Annotated in this window: 10 protein-coding genes and 1 other RNA gene; 5 read left to right on the top strand and 6 right to left on the bottom strand. The window is 34.2% G+C overall.

What is annotated here, in order from left to right; all coding sequences use genetic code 11:
• Nucleotides 1-11 precede the first annotated feature (11 nt).
• Complete coding sequence (locus ACP15M_RS02425) at nt 12-11,771, bottom strand: gliding motility-associated C-terminal domain-containing protein (protein ID WP_425075577.1); 11,760 nt, start codon at nt 11,769-11,771, stop codon at nt 12-14.
• 44 nt (nt 11,772-11,815) lie between these two features.
• Nucleotides 11,816-12,334, bottom strand: a complete 519-nt coding sequence (locus ACP15M_RS02420; protein WP_425075576.1) for a hypothetical protein — start codon at nt 12,332-12,334, stop codon at nt 11,816-11,818.
• A gap of 322 nt (nt 12,335-12,656) precedes the next feature.
• On the opposite strand from ACP15M_RS02420, the gene ACP15M_RS02415 reads away from it, so the two are divergent.
• The 4 genes from ACP15M_RS02415 to ACP15M_RS02400 all read left to right on the top strand — a co-directional run bounded on the left by ACP15M_RS02415 (nt 12,657) and on the right by ACP15M_RS02400 (nt 16,807).
• The gene (locus tag ACP15M_RS02415; protein WP_425075575.1) at nt 12,657-13,142 is read left to right on the top strand and encodes a SixA phosphatase family protein; all 486 of its coding nucleotides are present in this window, start codon (nt 12,657-12,659) and stop codon (nt 13,140-13,142) included.
• Nucleotides 13,142-15,196 carry a polyphosphate kinase 1 gene (ppk1, locus tag ACP15M_RS02410; protein ID WP_425075574.1) on the top strand — a complete coding sequence of 685 codons (2,055 nt, stop codon included), beginning with the start codon at nt 13,142-13,144 and terminating at the stop codon, nt 15,194-15,196. Before ACP15M_RS02415 ends, ppk1 begins: the two co-directional genes overlap by 1 nt.
• Before the next feature lie 2 nt (nt 15,197-15,198).
• A complete protein-coding gene (locus tag ACP15M_RS02405; RefSeq protein WP_425075573.1) occupies nt 15,199-16,104 on the top strand; it encodes a Ppx/GppA phosphatase family protein in 906 nt (301 codons plus the stop codon).
• 172 nt (nt 16,105-16,276) lie between these two features.
• A complete protein-coding gene (locus ACP15M_RS02400) occupies nt 16,277-16,807 on the top strand; it encodes a porin family protein (RefSeq protein ID WP_425075572.1) in 531 nt (176 codons plus the stop codon).
• 55 nt (nt 16,808-16,862) lie between these two features.
• Here the strand turns inward: ACP15M_RS02400 and ACP15M_RS02395 are convergent, their stop codons facing one another.
• From ACP15M_RS02395 to dnaX, 4 genes are read right to left on the bottom strand one after another with little or no spacing between them, the layout of a single operon-like run.
• Nucleotides 16,863-18,041, bottom strand: a complete 1,179-nt coding sequence (locus tag ACP15M_RS02395; protein ID WP_425075571.1) for a T9SS type A sorting domain-containing protein — start codon at nt 18,039-18,041, stop codon at nt 16,863-16,865.
• A 37-nt stretch (nt 18,042-18,078) separates the two neighbouring features.
• Nucleotides 18,079-18,660, bottom strand: a complete 582-nt coding sequence (locus ACP15M_RS02390) for a tRNA-(ms[2]io[6]A)-hydroxylase (RefSeq protein ID WP_425075570.1) — start codon at nt 18,658-18,660, stop codon at nt 18,079-18,081.
• A gap of 1 nt (nt 18,661) precedes the next feature.
• Entirely contained in the window at nt 18,662-19,222 is a 561-nt protein-coding gene (locus ACP15M_RS02385) for a hypothetical protein (RefSeq protein WP_425075569.1), read from the bottom strand.
• A gap of 19 nt (nt 19,223-19,241) precedes the next feature.
• The gene (gene dnaX / locus ACP15M_RS02380) at nt 19,242-20,981 is read right to left on the bottom strand and encodes a DNA polymerase III subunit gamma/tau (protein ID WP_425075568.1); all 1,740 of its coding nucleotides are present in this window, start codon (nt 20,979-20,981) and stop codon (nt 19,242-19,244) included.
• A 101-nt stretch (nt 20,982-21,082) separates the two neighbouring features.
• Between dnaX and rnpB the strand changes: the two genes are divergently transcribed.
• Nucleotides 21,083-21,414, top strand: an RNA gene (rnpB, locus tag ACP15M_RS02375) — RNase P RNA component class A.
• Nucleotides 21,415-21,432: the final 18 nt, after the last annotated feature.

The raw sequence follows: 21,432 nt of genomic DNA, 5'->3' as shown, positions 1-21,432 counted from the left end.
TCGGTTAAGATTTAGTTTGTTGATACGTAGATTGGTCCAGTGATTGGTTTTAATTCTAAATCACCGGTGCTACCTTTTAATTTTATAATATAATAATATGTTCCAGTTGGGACAAATCCAGAATTTCCTACAGAAGCTCCTGAAGCTTGACCATTCCAATCGTTTTGATAGTTTGAGTTATCATATATTTTTGCTCCCCAACGATTAAAGATTTGTAGGTCTATAACAAAACCACAGTCTTCAATTCCTGTTACAGCAAATACATCATTTACACCATCTAAGACTGAAGGTGTTACAGCTTTAGAAACAATAACATCGTCTTCTCCACATGGTAAAACAACACAATCATCATTAATTGTTATAGTAACATCAGTTTGACTTGGACAAATGCCACCAACTGAATATGTAAATACATAATCACCTAAGTCAAAATCTGTATAATCATCATTAGCATCTAATAATGATGAAGGATTGAATAAGCTGCCATCTAAAATAGCATCGCCTTGAGTAACAGTCCATACTCCATCAGTATCAAAATTACCCGATAGTAAATCAAATAAATCAAAGTTAAAGTCTTCAATGATACATAATTCAGTGTCTACAGCATCAACTTGGCTTTGTACAGTTACGTTAATGGTTTGCACATAATCATTAGAGTTCATACACTCATCAGTAACAGTCCAAGTTCTAATAATTTGATAGTTATCAGCATCGATATCAATGATAACTTCGTTACTTGGATCTGGAGCTATGACAGACATATTGCTAGAACAAGCATCTTGAAATTCAGGACTTGGAATGTCTGGGATGTCATTACAAACTACATTAATGATTTCTTCAAAATCTGAGGTCATTACGGGAGCTGTAGTGTCTTCTACAGATATTACTTGTTCTATATCTGTTGTATTTCCACATTCGTCAACTAACCTCCATGTTCTTCTAATAATTGAATCGTTTGCACAAATACCAGGTTCTATTATATCAGTATAGGTTGCCTCTAATCCAGTAGAACAGTTATCCGCTTCATCAGTGACGTCACCAGTTAAAGTTAAGTCATTAGGATCTTGATCACATTCAATAGTAATGTTATCAGGAACAGTGAATGTTGGGTTTGTCGTATCTACAACATTAATGATTTGTGTAGCATTATATGAATTATTACATGAATCTGTTACTTCCCATATTCTAATTATTTCATATTCATTAGTACAAGAACCATTTACGATACTATCTGTATAAGTAGCCTCTAAATTCGTATCACAGTTGTCAGTTTCATCAGTAACATCTCCAGTGATTGTTAAGTCATTGACATCCTGATCACATTGTACTGTAAGATCTACAGGAGCTGTGAATGAAGGACCTATTGTGTCAGTTACATTAATAACTTGTGTGTTTGTTGTTGTATTTCCACAATCATCAATCAATGTCCAAGTTCTAATTATTACTGAAGCATTAGCACAAATACCATTACTTATATTATCAGAATAAGTTGCTTCTAAATTCGTATTACAGTTGTCATTTTCATCTGTAACATCTCCAGTTATAGATAAATCTGTATAATCTTGATGACATTCAATGGTAATATCTTCAGGTACTGTAAACGTTGGCGCAGCATTATCTTCAATAGAAATGGTTTGATTTAAAGAAGTTTCATTTCCACATTCATCAACTAAAGTCCATGTTCTAGTAATAATTGACTCATTCGCACAATCACCTTGAGCAACACTATCGGTATAAGTAGCCTCTAGATTCGAAGAGCAGTTATCAGCTTCATCAATGACATCACCAGTTAACATTAAGTCGGTTGCATCTTGATCACATTCAATAGTAATGTTTTCAGGCGCAGTAAATGTTGGCGCAATATTATCAGTAATAGTAATTATTTGATCTAATGTTGTAGCATTAAGACAATCATCTTCTAGTCTCCATACCCTTGTAATTACTAATTCATTAGGGCAATCACCTTGAGCGATAAAATCAGTGAATGTTGCATCCAATCCAGTAGAGCAATTATCGGCTTCGTCAGTCACATCTCCAGTAATTGTAAAGTCATTTGAATCTTGATTACAATCAATAGTAATATTATCTGGTACAGTAAACGTTGGTGCAGTAGTATCTTCAACAGTAATAATTTGATTTAAAGAAGTTTCATTACCACACTCATCAACAAGAGTCCAAGTTCTAGTAATAATTGATTCATTTGCACAATCACTTCCTTCACTATTGTCAGTAAAAGTAGCTTCAAGACCTGTGGAACAGTTATCAGTTTCGTCAGTCACATCTCCAGTTAACGCTAAGTCAGTTGGATCTTGATCACATTCAATAGTGATGTTATCAGGAGCAGTAAATGTTGGTGCAGTAGTGTCTTCAACAGTAATAGTTTGATTTAAAGAGGTTTCATTGCCACACTCATCAACAAGAGTCCAAGTTCTTGTAATAATTGACTCATTCGCACAATCGCCTTGAGCAACACTATCTGTATAAGTAGCCTCTAGATTTGAAGAGCAGTTATCAGCTTCATCAGTGACATCACCAGTTAACGTTAAGTCGGTTGCATCTTGATCGCATTCAATAGTAATGTTATCAGGAGCAGTAAATGTTGGCGCAGACGTATCTTCAACAGTAATAGTTTGATTTAAAGAAGTTTCATTGCCACACTCATCAACTAAAGTCCAAGTTCTTGTAATGATAGATTCATTCGCACAATTGCCATCAGCAACACTATCTGTATAAGTAGCCTCTAGATTCGAAGAGCAGTTATCAGCTTCATCAGTGACATCACCAGTTAACGTTAAGTCGGTTGCATCTTGATCGCATTCAATAGTAATGTTATCAGGAGCAGTAAATGTTGGCGCAGTAGTATCTTCAACAGTAATAGTTTGATTTAAAGAAGTTTCATTTCCACACTCATCAACTAAAGTCCAAGTTCTTGTAATGATAGATTCGTTAGCACAGTCACCTTGAGTTACACTATCTGTGTAGGTTGCTTCAAGAGTTTCAGAGCAAGCATCATTTTCATCAGTGACATCACCAGTTAACGTTAAGTCCGTTGCATCTTGATCACATTCAATAGTAATGTTATCAGGAGCAGTAAAGATTGGTGCAGAAGTATCTTCAATAGTCAATGTTGCATTCAGAGTTGTAGCATTCCCACAATCATCAGTGATAGTGTATTCAACTGCGATTGTTCCTGCAAGACCACAAGTAGAAACAAGATTTGCAAAAGAATAATCAGATGTTACTGTAATACCAAGATCATCAGCACAATTTTCAAGCGCAGTAATATTAGCGGCATTCCAATCGTTAGCAAGTGTTTCATTATTATCACCATCACATTCGATAGATTCATCGGTTACAGAACAGTTAGATAAATCTGGAATAGTTCCATCATCAAATGTCAATGTTGCATTAAGTGTTGTAGCATTCCCACAATCATCAGTAATAGTATAAGTTACATTTAGTGTTCCACAAGGGCCACAAGTTGTATTTAGGTTATTAAAGTCATAATCTGAAGTCACTTGACCAGTAAAATCGGTGTCACAAGTATCAGCAGCACAAGCTTCAAGTGCAGCAATGTTAGCCGCATTCCAAGCATCAGCTAAAGCTTCATTTTCTGTATCAGAACATTCTAAAACTGTATTTTCAACAGTACAATTAGACAGATCAGGAGCCAAAGTATCTTCAAGCGTTAAAGTAGCATTAAGCGTTGTCGCATTCCCACAATCATCAGTAATGGTATAAACCACAGCAATAGTACCACCTTGACCACAAGTAGAGCTTAAGTTATTAAAGTTATAGTCAGAAGTGATTTGACCAGTAAAATCCGTATCACAAGTATCAGCCACACAATTTTCAAGAGTAGCAATATTAGCCGCATTCCAATCGTTAGCTAAAGACTCATTATCAGTACCAGAACATTCAATCGTACTATCCGTTACAGAACAGTTAGACAGATCAGGCGCAGAGGTGTCTTCAAGCGTTAAAGTAGCATTAAGTGTTGTTGCATTTCCACAATCATCAGTAATGGTGTAAACTACAGCAATTGTACCACCTTGACCACACGTAGAGCTTAGGTTATTAAAATCATAATCAGAAGTGATTTGACCAGTAAAATCTGTATCACAAGTATCAGCCACACAATTTTCAAGCGCAGCAATGTTAGCCGCATTCCAATCGTTAGCTAGAGACTCATTATCAGTACCCGAACATTCAATCGTTCCATCCGTTACAGAACAATTTGACAGATCAGGAGCAGAGGTATCTTCAAGCGTAAGAGTAGCATTAAGCGTTGTCGCATTTCCACAATCATCAGTAATGGTATAAACTACAGCAATTGTACCACCTTGACCACAAGTAGAGCTTAAGTTATTAAAGTTGTAATCTGAAGTAATCTGACCCGTAAAGTCCGTATCACAAGTATCAGCCACACAAGATTCAAGCGTAACAATATTAGCCGCATTCCAATCGTTAGCTAAAGTCTGATTATCAGTACCCGAACATTCAATGGTTCCATCGGTTACCGAACAATTAGACAGATCTGGAGCAGAGGTATCTTCAAGCGTAAGAGTCGCATTAAGCGTTGTCGCATTTCCACAATCATCAGTGATGGTATAGACGACAGCAATTGTACCACCTTGTCCACATGTAGAGCTTAGATTATTATAACTATAATCAGAAGTTACAGTCACACCAAGATCATCAGCACAATTTTCAAGAGCTGTTATGTTGGCAGCATTCCAATCGTTAGCTAGAGACTCATTATCAGCACCAGAACATTCAATAGATTCATCAGTTACTGAACAGTTAGATAAATCTGGAATTGTTCCATCATCAAATGTTAATGTCGTTGTGAATGAAGTTGTATTTCCACAATCATCAGTAATGGTATAAGTTACATTTAATGTACCACAAGGACCACAAGTTGTATTTAAATTGTTAAAGTCATAGTCAGAAGTCACTTGACCAGTAAAATCGGTGTCACAAGTATCTGCAGCACAAGCTTCAAGCGCAGCAATGTTAGCTGCATTCCAAGCATCAGCAAGCGATTCGTTTTCAGTATCAGAACACTCTAGTACAGTGTTTTCCACAGAACAGTTAGACAGATTAGGCGCAGACGTATCTTCAAGCGTAAGAGTTGCATTAAGTGTAGTTGCGTTTCCACAATCATCAGTAATGGTATAAACTACAGCAATTGTACCACCTTGACCACAAGTAGAGCTTAAGTTATTAAAGTTATAGTCAGAAGTGATTTGACCAGTAAAATCCGTATCACAAGTATCAGCCACACAATTTTCAAGAGCTGTTATGTTGGCAGCATTCCAATCGTTAGCTAGAGACTCATTATCAGTACCCGAACATTCAATCGTTCCATCTGTTACCAAACAGTTTGATAGATCAGGAGCAGACGTATCTTCAAGCGTAAGAGTCGCATTAAGTGTAGATGCGTTCCCACAATCATCAGTAATGGTATAAATGATAGCAATTGTACCACCTTGACCACACGTAGAGCTTAGGTTATTAAAGTTGTAATCAGAAGTGATTTGACCAGTAAAGTCCGTATCACAAGTATCAGCCACACAATTTTCAAGTGCAGCAATGTTCGCCGCATTCCAATCGTTAGCTAGAGACTCATTATCAGTACCCGAACATTCAATTGTTCCATCTGTTACCGAACAGTTAGACAGATCAGGAGCAGACGTATCTTCAAGCGTAAGAGTAGCATTAAGCGTTGTCGCATTCCCACAATCATCAGTGATGGTGTAAACTACAGCAATTGTACCACCTTGACCACAAGTAGAGCTTAAGTTATTAAAGTTATAGTCTGAAGTGATCTGACCAGTAAAGTCCGTATCACAAGTATCAGCTACACAAGATTCAAGAGCAACAATATTAGCCGCATTCCAATCGTTAGCTAAAGTCTGGTTATCAGTACCCGAACATTCAATGGTTCCATCAGTCACAGAACAGTTAGATAAATCAGGCGCAGACGTATCTTCAAGCGTAAGAGTAGCATTAAGCGTTGTCGCATTCCCACAATCATCAGTGATGGTGTAAACTACAGCAATTGTACCACCTTGACCACAAGTAGAGCTTAAGTTATTAAAGTTATAGTCTGAAGTGATCTGACCAGTAAAGTCCGTATCACAAGTATCAGCTACACAAGATTCAAGAGCAACAATATTAGCCGCATTCCAATCGTTAGCTAAAGTCTGGTTATCAGTACCCGAACATTCAATGGTTCCATCAGTCACAGAACAGTTAGATAAATCAGGCGCAGACGTATCTTCAAGCGTAAGAGTTGCATTAAGTGTAGTTGTGTTTCCACAATCATCAGTAATGGTGTAAACTACAGCAATCGTACCACCTTGCCCACAAGAAGAGCTTAAATTGTTAAAGTTATAGTCAGAAGTGATTTGACCCGTAAAGTCCGTATCACAAGTATCAGCCACACAAGATTCAAGAACAGCAATGTTAGCCGCATTCCAATCGTTAGCTAAAGTCTGATTATCAGTACCTGAACATTCAATCGTTCCATCGGTTACCGAACAATTAGACAGATCAGGAGCCGAAGTATCTTCAAGCGTAAGAGTAGCATTAAGTGTAGTTGCGTTTCCACAATCATCAGTAATGGTGTAAACTACAGGAATTGTACCACCTTGTCCACAAGTAGAACTTAGGTTATTAAAGTTGTAATCAGAAGTTACAGTCACACCAAGATCATCAGCGCAATTTTCAAGCGCAGTAATGTTAGCAGCATTCCAATCATTAGCTAGAGACTCATTATCAGCACCAGAACATTCAATAGATTCATCAGTTACTGAACAGTTTGATAAATCTGGAATAGTTCCATCATCAAACGTTAATGTAGCTGTAAGCGTTGTAGAGTTTCCACAATCATCAGTAATGGTATAAGTTACATTTAATGTACCACAAGGACCACAAGTTGTATTTAGATTATTAAAGTCATAATCTGAAGTCACTTGACCAGTAAAATCGGTGTCACAAGTATCAGCCACACAAGATTCAAGTGCAGCAATATTAGCAGTATTCCAAGCATCAGCTAAAGCTTCATTTTCTGTATCAGAACATTCTAAAACTGTATTTTCAACAGTACAATTAGACAGATCAGGAGCCGAAGTATCTTCAAGCGTTAAAGTCGCATTAAGTGTAGTTGTGTTTCCACAATCATCAGTAATGGTATAAACTACAGCAATCGTACCACCTTGACCACAAGTAGAGCTTAAATTGTTAAAGTCATAGTCAGAAGTGATTTGACCAGTAAAGTCCGTATCACAAGTATCAGCCACACAAGATTCAAGAGCAGCAATGTTAGCCGCATTCCAATCGTTAGCTAGAGACTCATTATCAGTACCCGAACATTCAATGGTTCCATCAGTCACAGAACAGTTTGATAGATCAGGAGCCGAAGTATCTTCAAGCGTTAAAGTAGCATTAAGTGTTGTTGCATTTCCACAATCATCAGTAATGGTATAGACCACAGCAATTGTACCACCTTGACCACACGTAGAGCTTAGGTTATTAAAATCATAATCAGAAGTGATTTGACCCGTAAAGTCCGTATCACAAGTATCAGCCACACAATTTTCAAGTGCAGCAATATTAGCCGCATTCCAATCGTTAGCTAAAGTCTGATTATCAGTACCCGAACATTCAATGGTTCCATCGGTTACAGAACAATTAGACAGATCAGGAGCTGATGTATCTTCAAGCGTTAAAGTAGCATTAAGTGTCGTCGCATTCCCACAATCATCAGTAATGGTATAAACTACAGCAATCGTACCACCTTGACCACAAGTAGAACTTAAGTTATTAAAGTTATAGTCAGAAGTAATCTGACCCGTAAAATCAGTATCACAAGTATCAGCCACACAAGATTCAAGCGCAGCAATGTTAGCCGCATTCCAATCGTTAGCTAGAGACTCATTATCAGTACCCGAACATTCAATGGTTCCATCGGTTACCGAACAGTTCGTTAAATCAGGTGCAGACGTATCTTCAAGTGTCAATGTAGCATTAAGCGTAGTTGCATTCCCACAATCATCAGTAATGGTATAAACCACAGCAATAGTACCACCTTGCCCACAAGTAGAGCTTAAATTGTTAAAGTCATAGTCAGAAGTGATTTGACCAGTAAAATCTGTATCACAAGTATCAGCTACACAAGATTCAAGTGCAGCAATATTAGCTGCATTCCAATCGTTAGCTAGAGACTCATTATCAGTACCCGAACATTCAATGGTTCCATCGGTTACAGAACAGTTAGACAGATCAGGAGCTGATGTATCTTCAAGCGTAAGAGTCGCATTAAGTGTAGTTGCGTTCCCACAATCATCAGTAATGGTATAAACCACAGCAATAGTACCACCTTGCCCACAAGTAGAGCTTAGATTATTATAACTATAATCAGAAGTTACAGTCACACCAAGATCATCAGCACAATTTTCAAGAGCAGTAATGTTCGCTGCATTCCAATCGTTAGCTAAAGTCTGATTATCAGTACCCGAACATTCAATCGTTCCATCAGTCACTGAACAGTTAGATAAATCTGGAATAGTTCCATCATCAAACGTTAATGTTGCAGTAAGCGAAGACGTATTTCCACAATCGTCAGTAATGGTATAGGTTACATTTAATGTACCACAAGGACCACAGGTAATGTTTAAATTATTAAAGTCATAGTCAGAAGTCACTTGACCAGTAAAATCGGTGTCACAAGTATCAGTAGCACAAGCTTCAAGCGCAGCAATATTGGTGGCATTCCAAGCATCAGCAAGGGATTCATTATTAGTATCTGTACATTCTAAAACTGTGTTTTCAATTGTACAAGCTGATAAATTTGGTGCAATATTATCTTCCACAGTAATGGTTTGCGTATCAGAGATTGAATTTCCACAAGCATCAGTAGCAGTCCATGTTCTAGTAATTGTTTCAGTATTACCACATCCAGCAACAGAAGTATCAGTAAACGTTACTGTAGCAGTTCCACAAGAATCAGAAGCTGTCGCACTTCCAGTAACAGATGGATCAGTACTTTGCGTACATTCAACAGTAGCATTTGAAGGCAATGTTAATGTAGGTGGAGTATTATCTTCAACCGTAATGATTTGATCTTCAGAAGTAGTGTTACCACACTCATCAGTAGCAGTCCATGTTCTTGTAATAGTTTCTGTGTTACCACAACCAGCAACAGAAGTATCAGCAAAGGTTACAGTCACATTACCACAAGTATCTGTAGCAGTTGCAGTTCCTGTTTCTGAAGGGTTTGTACTTTCGGTACATTCTACAGTTTCATTAGCAGGAATTGTTAAAATAGGAGCATTTGTATCAACTACTGTAATAATTTGATCTTCAGAAATAGAGTTTCCACACTCATCAGTAGCAGTCCATGTTCTCGTAATCGTTTCTGTGTTACCACAACCAGCAACAGCGCTATCAGTGAATGTAACGGTTACATTACTACAGTTATCAGTTGCAGTTGCATTTCTGGTAGTAGATGGACTAGTATTTTCAGTACACTCAACTGTAATATTTGCAGGAAGCGTTAATATTGGAGCAGTAGTGTCTTCAATTGTAATAATTTGTGTGTCTGATGCAGAATTTCCACAATCATCAGTAACAGTAAATGTTCTAGTTACTGTAATGGTACAAGTTCCAGAGCTAATATCAGCATAGGTAATAGAAGCAATAGTACCATCAACATCTGAAGCTGTTCCATTGCCATCTAATGCATTTTCCAGTTGAGCTAAAGTTATTGTTGTAGTTGTTTCGTTATAAGTTAGACCTGTAATATCTGAAACACTACATCCTTCAATTGTATAATCATCTGGAGCAGTAATTTCGGGATTTTCAGTGTCATCATTTTCAATAATGATATTACCAGTTGTAACAGAACATCCATTATCATCTAAAACACTAATAATATAAGTGCCTTGAGATAGATCTGAAAATGTACCAGAAGATTGATAAGTATTTCCACCATCAATAGAGTATGTGTATGGAGGAGTACCTTCTGAAGCTTCAACTGTTAATTCACCAGTAGTGTTTCCAGCACAATCTGCATTAGTTGTAGATGTTACACCTACTGTTAATTGAGTTGGTTGAGTAACTTCATTATCACTAACAATAATGTTACATCCAGATGCATCACTAATTGTAACGGAGTAGTTACCAGCTTCAATATCTGATAAATCTTGGGTAGTTTCACCATTATTCCATAAATAGGTGTAAGGAGGAGTTCCACCAGTAACAGTTACATCAATTGCACCAGAAGCACCATCATAGCAAAGAACATCTGTAATAGATGAAGAAGCTTCAAGAACGTTAGGAATAACAATTTCTACTTCATTAGTAATATTAGGTAAAGTACATGTTGCACCAAATGTTCCAGTATATGTTATATTGGCAGTAAGGTTACCTTGAAAAGGGTCGCTACCTGTATAATTAAATGTTCCGTTTATAGAGTTTGAAGTCCCAATTATATAACCATTTAAATAAAATGACCAAAAGAAAGTATCTCCTGAAGAAGTACAGCCATTTTGATCTAAAGTAGCAGAATAACTAATTGAATCTGTACATCCAATTCTAGAAATACTTGGTGTTATTTCTGGACATGGCACACAAAATTCTGGATTATCAAATACTCTAGATATGTTTTGACACATGGCATCTTCATAATTGATAACTGTATTACCTGAGGTTTGTGATCCGCATACTGATGAATTATCGGGTTCAATGGTATACGTTAAGGTTATAGTTTCTTCAAATAAATCATCTACAAACCATGATAGCAAAGGATCATTATATGTGGTAGTTCCTTTACTTGTCGTAATACTTCCAGGTACAATAGAAAAACCATTAGCAATGGTGTCGTCTACAAGAGCTTGACCAGGCAACTGTGTTGCTGCTGGAACCAATTGACCTAAAATTGTATCATATATATTAGATAAATCAGCATTATTTTCAGTTGAAAACGCACCAGAATTTTGGATATCATCAAGTGTGCTTAAAGCAATGTTTTGTTCCGTTCCGCTAATAGCTCCAACTAAACCAATTGTAAAAATACTTTGATTATAAGTTTCTCCAGCTACAACAGTTGTTTGAGCATTAATACCAGCATTAATAGCAGCAGTTTGACAAGCTGTTCCAGATGTCGTAGAACTACAAGAAGAATAACTTCCATTTCTATACGTTGCAACACCATCAGAAAGAAGTATAATACTACGTTGTGTAGCACAATCAAATGTACCATTATTGGTTAATTCGTTATCTGCAGCAATAATACCAGCTTGAGTGTTGGTCCATCCTCCAGTGGTAATACCATTAATGGTATTGATAATAGCAGTTTGTCCACTACTATCAGTAAGTCCTATATCTAATGAAGCTGAACTACTAAAACTAACAATAGCAATTTTGTTTAGATTTGTAGGATTATTTGCTGGTAAGAAAAAGTTATTAACGAAATCGATAGCAGCATCTTGAGCATAATCTATTGGTTCAGGAACTGGACCATCATCCATACTTCCTGATCTATCAATAATTAAAACGACCTCTTGAGGACTTTTAGGTGGTTTACCTATGATTTCTAGAGTTACATCAAATTGATTGCAAACAGCTGCGTTTTCTTTTATATCCTTATCAATGATAACTTGTTGTCCTGATAGAACATTAATTGAAAACAGAAACGGCAAAGCAAATATAAACTTAGTTATATTTAAAGCATTTCTTTTTTGAAATTGTAATTTATTTCTCATCGATTTTTTCTTTAAAACCTGTTCTTTTACTTATTAATCAAATATTATCCTTCAGAAGGATCTGCAACAAACACACTTAAGGTTTTAGTGTCTAATGTAGATTCGCAGTCTTTAGATTTAACTTCAACGTCTATACAACTCCATACGTTAAATTGAGTTCCTTTAGGAACTTTTACATTAACTATGAATTTGTATGATTCACCACTTTTTAATAAAACATCATTGTTTGATGTTTTTTTAGTGTTATTTCTATTTAAGTTATTATTTTGAAAGGAAACATCTAATTCAATATTTTTAGAGCTATTGCCTCTATTATATTGTGCATTATTACGACAAGGCTTAGATGATTTTTTTGAAGACAAAGTAAAAGCTTTAACGTCTTTAGATGTATTTGTTAGCACTAATACGAACTGAGCTCCTTCTTCATCTGCAGTTTTGAAACTTCTATCTTTTTCAACAATTAGTTGTGCACTACAATCATTAGAAGTTGTTAGTTCTTCATTTGATTTTGATAATGTTACAGCAGCAAGACATGCTGTAATGAAAGTTACTATTAATTTCATAGTTTAAAATTTAATTCAAATTTTATGTGTTCGCTTAGCGATGTTAAATAAACTTAATGATATATCAAGACTTCACTTAAGTACAAAATACTTAATTAAACGTCTAGTATATTTTGAGGGAAGGACGATGGTACGAAATACCACGAAAATGGATTTATTAATGTATTTTTGATTTGGGGTCATTTATACTTTATATTAATTAAACAAAACAAATGATAACCAAACAGGTTAACAAATTTAAATGTTAAAGGGACGAAAATAATCGTTAAAACGGAATTATGCAACATTTTATCGATAAAATGTTGCACTTTATCGAACAACTATGAAAGAAATACTACTTATTAGACATGCTAAGTCATCATGGAAATATGATGTTAGTGATGCAGATAGACCACTAAAACAGAGAGGTTTAAAAGATGCCGAATTAGTTTCTGAAGCCTTAAAAAAATCAACTTTTTTACCTGATAAAATTTTTTCTAGTCCAGCTAAAAGAGCACTGTCAACTTGTAAGATTTTTATTACTAATCTTCAATATGAACACGATTTGCTTCAAATTGAAGATCAATTATATGATTTTGGAGGTCAGAATGTCATTCGGTTTTTAAAGCAATTAGATAATCGTTATGAAAAGGTTATGATTTTTGGTCATAATCATGCCTTCACATCTATTTGTAATATATTTGGTGACCAATTTATTGATAACCTTCCAACATGTGGTTTGGTTCTTATAAATTTTGATGTCAATTCATGGCAAAATATTGAAAAAGGAATTACAAAACTTACAATTTTTCCAAGAGATTTAAAATAATGGTAAAAGAAAAAAACAGCTACATTAATAGAGAGCTAAGCTGGCTTAAGTTTAATGAAAGAGTATTGCAAGAAGCCGAAGACGAAAGTGTTCCTCTTATCGAAAGACTTCGGTTTTTAGGTATATTTTCTAACAATCTCGATGAGTTTTTTAAAGTGCGATATGCTACTGTTAAGCGTATTGATGAAGCTGGAAAAGGAGGTAAGAGCCAACTTGGAGGTGTAAAAGCAGGTGAGCTTCTAGAAATTATTACAGATATCGTAATTAAGCAACAAAGTTATAGTTTGGAAATTTTGAGTAAGATTCAAAATAAACTTGAAGACAATAATATTCATATTATTAATGAAACTCAAATCGATGATTCTCAACATGCCTTTATTAAAGAGTATTTTATTCAAAATGTTAGTCCAGCGCTAGTAACCATTATATTAAATGATTTAGTAGAGCTTCCTTTATTAAAAGACAGTGCAGCATATTTAGCTGTTAAGATGGTTTTAGATAATAATGATAAGCAGTATGCTTTAATTGAGATTCCAAAGACCATAGATCGTTTTGTGGTTTTGCCAAAAAAAGGAGATGATAATTACATCATTATATTAGATGATTTGTTAAGATATTGTATGGATGATATTTTTAACATCTTCAATTATAAATCCATTTCGGCAAATATGATTAAAATAACCAGAGATGGTGAATTGGATTTTGATAGTGATTTAAGTAAGAGTTTTATTGAAAAAATATCTGAAAGCGTTAAGCATAGGCAAATTGGAGATCCAGTAAGGTTTGTGTACGATAAAACAATAGACGAAGAAACTTTAGAGTATTTAATGTCAAAAATGGGTATCGACTCTAAAGATAGTGTTATTCCAGGTGGTCGATATCACAACAGAAGAGATTATATGGATTTTCCTAGTTTAGGAAGAACAGATCTTATGTATGATAAAATTCGGCCTTTAAAAATTAAAGGGTTGAGCCTTCAAAGCAGTATCTTTTCAACAATATCACAAAAAGATTATTTACTTCATACGCCTTATCAAACCTTTTCTTATGTTGTAAAATTTTTACGAGAAGCAGCTTTAGATCCAAAAGTAAAGGCAATTAAAATTACGATATATAGACTAGCTCAAATTTCACATGTGGCAAGCTCATTAATAAATGCTGCCAAAAACGGAAAAAGAGTTACTGTTGTAATTGAACTGCGTGCAAGGTTTGATGAACAAGCTAATATCGATTATGCTGAGCAAATGCAAGCTGAAGGGGTTAATCTTCTTTTTGGCATAGATGGCTTAAAAGTACACAGTAAAATGTGTGTTATTGAACGTGAAGAGCATAATAAATTAAAGCGTTACGGATTTATTAGTACTGGTAATTTTAACGAAGCTACTGCAAAAGTATATACCGATTTCACCTTATTTACTTCAAACTCTAAACTATTAAAAGATGCTAATAAAGTATTTAACTTTCTTCAAACCAATTATTTAGTTTACAGGTATAAACACATTATAACGTCTCCTCATTATACCAAACCAAAACTATTTGCTTTAATCGATAATGAGATTGAAAACGTAAAACAAGGAAAACCAGCTTTTATAAAACTTAAACTCAATAGTATTTCTAGCTATAATATGATCGATAAACTTTACGAAGCGAGTCGAGCAGGTGTGAAAATTCAAATGATTGTAAGAGGTATTTGTTGTCTAATCCCTGGCGTTAAAGGGATGAGCGAAAATATTGAAGTGATTAGTATTGTTGATAAATTTTTAGAACATACAAGGTTGTATGTGTTTTGTAACGATAACGACAATAAAGTCTTTATTTCTTCAGCAGATTGGATGACGAGAAATATTGAAAATAGAGTAGAAGTGAGCTGTCCAATTTATCAAGACGATATCAAAGAAGAGTTGTTAAATATTTTCGATATTTGTTGGAAAGATAATGTCAAAGCTAGAGTAATTGATGAAACACAAAGTAATCAATACCGACGAAATGATAATCCTAAAGTGAGATCGCAATTTGCACTTTACGATTACTTTAAAGAAAAACTGAATTCCTAACCATGTTAAACATAAAAAAATATGCAGCGATTGATATTGGTTCAAATGCTGTAAGACTTTTAATTTCTAGTATTGTTGAACAAAAAGACCAACCTGTAAAGTTCAAAAAAACATCATTGGTGCGTGTTCCTATTCGTCTTGGTGCTGATGTGTTCTTAAATGGAGTAATATCTGAAGAAAATAAAGTGAGAATGCTCGATACGATGACTGCATTCAAACTATTAATGAAATCACACAAAATAGTTAAATATAAAGCCTGTGCTACATCAGCAATGCGTGAAGCCGATAATGGCAAAGAAATGGCTAAACTTATTTCAAAAAAAGCAAACATAGATATTGATATTATTGAAGGAGAAGAAGAAGCTGCAATTATAGCTGCCACAGATTTACATTCTTATATCAAAGAAGATAAAACTTACTTATATGTTGATGTTGGTGGAGGAAGTACTGAGTTTTCTATTTTTCATCTCGGAAAAACAGTAGCGTCAAAATCGTTTAAAATTGGTACAGTTAGACTTTTAAACGATATAGTAAAAAAAGGAACATGGCTTGAGCTTGAAGAATGGATTAAAACAAACACAAAACGTTACGATACTATTGATTTGATTGGTTCTGGCGGAAACATCAATAAAATATTCAAAATTTCAGGTAAGTCTATGGGCAAACCCTTGACCTATTTTTATTTAACGTCCTATTATAATAAATTACAAACTTATTCATACGAAGAGCGTATTACCGAATTAGACCTAAATCAAGATCGAGCAGATGTGATTATTCCTGCAACGAGAATTTATCTTTCTGCGATGAAATGGAGTGGAGCAAAAGATATTTATGTCCCAAAAATAGGGCTCTCAGATGGTATTATTAAAAGTATTTACTACGAAACAGTCTCTAGTGTAGACCTCTAAAAGCAAGACGGTTTAACCTCTTTTTTTACGTGATGTCTATTATTTATTTCTTAATTTCAATTTTACTTATATATTAGCAATCTCAAATCTATGCTGTTTTATATTATATAACATCATTTTGAAGATGCTCAATTATAGTGATTGAGATGATTTGAAATTAAATATTATAACAATGAGAACACTTATCCTTACATTACTATTTGTTAGTATTACCACACTATCATTTGCTCAAGGCACTAGTTATGGTGTTAGAGGAGCTTTAAATATTTCAAATTTAGATTTTGATCCAGATGCCGATTTTGAAAACAAACACCGAAATGGTTTTGCTTTTGGTGGTTTTGTTGATTTTGGAATTAGTGATAATTTTTCATTATTAACCGAATTGCAGTATTCTGCTGAAGGTGGTAAAGACGAAGATTTAAGAGCTGATTATATTCAATTACCAATTATGGCTCGCTTTGCTATAGGAAATAAATTTACTATTGGAGCTGGACCTATGGTAAGTTTAAAAACGTGGAAAAACCAAGATGGTTTTGCAACATTTACCTTTTCTGGTGTTGGAGGTGTTGAGTATATGATTACAGACGAGCTATTTATTGATGCTCGTGTACACTACGGATTAACAAATATTCTTGATGAAGATTTAACTGATGCTGAAGCTCAAAACACAACGTTTCAGTTTGGATTTGGTATAAAAATCTAAAAAAATAGAATTTATTTATATTGAAAAGCTTCAGAGTAAACACTGAAGCTTTTTTTTATTGCTTTATAAACTTAACTACTTGTGATTGATTGTCATTATTTGAAAAACGAACAAAATATAATCCTGAGCTTAACTCTTTAACCACTATAGATTTTTGTTGAAGTCTAGCTTTTTTTACAAGCTTGCCTGTTAATGTATAAATCTCATAGCTTAGATGGTCTTCAATATCAAAATCATAATTTAAGTACATTATATCAGAAACTGGGTTAGATACAAGTGAGATATTCAAAGTGTTTAAATCATTTTCAGAAACTGAAAGTAGCCCGTCTCCAAATATTAATTTAACACCAAGTAAGTCTTCAAGTATTAGCATATGACCTAGAGATCTAATTTCATATTCCGAAGTATTAGTAGCTAAATTGCTTAATGTATTAAAATATATGCCTTCATAATTAGAACCACAATCGGCTAGCGTAGCATAAAAATTGTCTAATTGTATATAGTTGCCATTAGTTAAGTTTATTCCATAATTGGCTTCAAAAGCATTGCATTCTCCATTTCCAGAAGCCATTGTTTTAAATGTAAATGGATCTATATTGTTTGTAAGTGATAATGATGGACTATGTGTTTCGGGTATTTCTATAGTAGGATTCCCAGGAATTTCTATTCTGGATAAATACCAAGTATCTACTAGAATACCATATGGAGGTGTTAAATAGTAGACTAGCTTATCCCCAAAACTATTTGTAAGTGTAAGCTTTGGAGGAGGAGGAGGAGGTGAAGAATTTATATTATTACGACCTGTATCATCATCTTCAACAGTAGTTATTTCATAATCAAAAGGAAGAGGTGTTTCAGAATAATTATTTGTAAATACTTCAATAAATAAACTTTCATAGATAGACTTAGGCGTAGAAGGATCACAATCGATAAGCGTAATGTTAGTTTCTGTAAAAGTTAATGTGTTTTCTGGAAATGGAAAATCTATTTCTGCAATAAATGTTCCTAATACATAATTGCAACTAGATACTGCTGTGTATGCGTAACTACTTGGACTTTGATTTGTTTCAATAAAAACAATGTCCATAATTTGATCTTCATTATAATAATTTGGGTGTGTGACACCATCTTTTATAATATATTGTAAATACCATTGTTGTATAGGTGTGTTTTGGGAAAATAAAATATTTAATGAAAATATAATTATAAGCGTAGAGGTGCAGATTTGTTTCATGTCAAGTAGATAATTTACTATATGCTAATATAGTAAATTATCCATGAATCGTTTCTTTAGTACCTAAGTTCTTCATAATATCTGCTTCATAATCAAGAAGTTCTTGCCATTTTTTATCTACTTCTTTACGATTGCCATATTGTCTAGCAAATCCTAAAAACATGGTGTAATGATTGGCTTCACTTACCATTAATTTTCTGTAAAACTCTGCGAGTTCTTTATCTTCAAGTTCTTCAGATAATAATCTAAAACGTTCACAACTTCTAGCTTCAATTAAAGCTGCATACAGTAAACGATGTACTAATTGTGTCGTTCTGCTTCCGCCTTTAGGGAAGAATTTTAATAACTGAATCACATAATCATCTTTTCGGTCTCTTCCTAAAGTCCATCCTCTTTCAAGAATCTTATCATGTACCATTTTAAAATGACTAATCTCTTCTTTAACAAGTGCAATCATTTCTTGAACTAATTCGGTGTATTCAGGAAAACTAACAATTAAAGAAATTGCTGTGCTTGTTGCTTTTTGCTCACAATAAGCATGATCTGTTAAAATCTCTTCAATATTTTTTTCGACTATGTTTACCCAACGAGGATCTGTTGGTAATTTTAAACCTAACATCTTAACTGTGTTCTTCTATTAAATATAATTGTTGTTTGCCTTCAGTATTTACTACAAGTTCGTATAGTTTATAGGCTTTGTTTTTCGGATTTATAATTGACACGCCTAAATTAAGCTCGTTACGATTAGATGCATCTTGATTTACCCAAACATGCTCTAAGGTTGCATGATTCCAAAACTCAGATTGTGAATAATCTCTAAAATCTTGAGCACTAATTGTAGTATTTAAAATAGTTTTTGAATTGGTAGTGATTTGTATTTCAGATTCAAAAACGCGATGATAATTCAATGTTGTCTTTTTTTTATTCGCTTGAGAACTTACTAAAATTTGTGAGTCCATTTTTGAATAGTTTTTTATGCTAACCTTAAATGTGTTCGAAATTATTGAATCGGTTTTTACTTCAGTATAACGTTCAGGATAGTAAGTAACAATATCAATGTTAGTTTGTTTGTTGTTAAATTCTGAAATTGACTTTTGCAAATGTTCGCGATGACTGCCTCGTCTGTCGCAACTATAAAACGCAATAGCGATAAGTATGATTAATAGAATTGATTTTTTCATAATATAAAATTAATCAAAATTAGTTGATGTCTAAACCAAAGGTTTTTCGAAGTAATTCTATATTCGGATTTTTTTCTTTGAGTTTTTCATACTTCTCAAAGGTCGTGAAGGCATATTTTTTAGCGACTTCTTCGTTAACACTAATGTCTAACTTTAAATCATAATTTCTTAAAGTTTTACGTAAATACTCCATTAATGGATATTGAGCACGCTCTAATTCCACTTTTAAAGTGCTATTAGGAAACGTGATTTGAATATCTGTTTCAACAAGTTTTGGTACGTCCATTTCAAGAATGGAAGCCATTATTTTTTCACCTTTTTTATGAAGTAATTCAATGTATGAATTCCATGCTTTTAAGAAATCGTCTTCTAAAACGTCTTCTGTAGGCAAATCTTCAGCATCTATAACAACTTCCATCTGTTTGATGAGATGTTCCTTTTTGGCTTTGATGCTTTTTAACGATAAACCTGAAGTTCTGTGGTCTTTTTTTAAATCAATTTTAGGCGTAGGTGTATGAGTAAAAGCTGAAGCAACTTTTTGAAGTGGCTTATTACTTTGTTCTTGAATGGGTTCACTATTATCAGAATCGTGTTGCTCTGAAGTTTTATTCTTTTGAGGAATTGAAACTGGAATAGGTGTAATTCCTTTAGACTTGAAATAGGAAGCAGGAATTATGTAATATTTGCTATTTTTTTTTTCTCCATCAAAAGTGATAGAGGCTAATTGCATGAGGCAAAGTTCAACGAGTAAACGTTGATTTCTACTGCTTTTATATTTGAGGTCGCATTCGTTGGCGAGTTCAATGCCTTTAACTAGAAAACTATGACTAGCTTTTAGAGATTGTTCTTGGTACTTAAGCTTGGTTTCTTGACCAACTTCAAGTAATTCGAGTGTTCGTTCATTTTGGCACACTAATAAATCTCTAAAGTGTGAGGCCAGTCCAGCAATATAATGATGACCATCAAAGCCTTTAGCGAGTGTTTCATTAAACTGAATAAGTAATTCAGGAATTTTATTCTCGAGGATAAGGTCTGTACTTTTAAAATACGTTTCATAATCGAGAACATTTAAATTTTCAGTAACAGCTTGTCGTGTTAAGTTTTTTCCTGAAAAACTAACCACACGATCAAATATAGATAAAGCATCACGCATGGCTCCATCTGCTTTTTGCGCAATAATATGAAGCGCATCATCATCTGCTGTAATTCCTTGCTCTTGAGCAATATATTTTAAATACTCCTTAGCATCTGAAACTGTTATACGCTTAAAATCAAAAATTTGACAACGTGATAAAATTGTAGGTATGATTTTATGTTTTTCAGTCGTTGCGAGAATAAAAATACAATGCTTTGGAGGTTCTTCTAAAGTTTTTAAAAAAGCATTAAAAGCTGCTTGAGATAACATGTGCACCTCATCAATGATGTAGACTTTGTATTTTCCAACTTGTGGTGGAATTCTAACTTGATCTGTTAAACTTCTAATATCATCAACAGAGTTGTTTGAAGCAGCATCTAATTCAAAAATATTAAAGGCAAAATCTTCATCTTCAGTTTCGGTACCATCGCTGTTTATCATTTTTGCCAAAATACGAGCGCATGTAGTTTTACCAACACCTCTCGGACCAGTAAATAGTAAGGCTTGAGCTAAATGATTGTTTTCAATGGCATTTAATAAGGTATTTGTAATTGCTTGCTGACCAACAACATCCTTGAAGGTTTGTGGTCTGTATTTTCGAGCTGATACGATGAAGTGTTCCATTACAAAAACTTAGACTACAAAGTTAAAAAATCAGTATAAAAACAGGAATTATGAGTTCTTATTTTAGTAAGAGTTATTAACAATTAATTGTACTTTTGCAGGAAGTAAATCACCTTATCGCTATTCGTATTGACGAATAGAGGAAAGTCCGAACACCATAGTGTAATCATAGTGGTTAACAGCCATCCATCGAGAGATGAGGAAAAGTGCAACAGAAAGAATGTACAGGTTAAGCTGTAGTGAAATCAGGTAAACTCTATGAGGTGCAATGTCATGTAAACTAGCGTTTGAGTGTGCACGCACGATGTTAGAGGGTAGACAGCTAAAGTTTGCTGGTAACAGTAAATGTAGATAAATGATAAGGACGTTTTCTTTTGAGAATTTTTTTCTAAAAGAATATGTACAGAATTCGGCTTATAGATTTGCTTTGTTATAAGAAAACCCTTTTCGT

The organism is Psychroserpens sp. S379A (assembly GCF_049800755.1).
Taxonomy (GTDB): domain Bacteria; phylum Bacteroidota; class Bacteroidia; order Flavobacteriales; family Flavobacteriaceae; genus Psychroserpens.
Note: the sequence above shows the minus strand (reverse complement) of the source record. Positions and strands in the feature narration are given on the sequence as shown.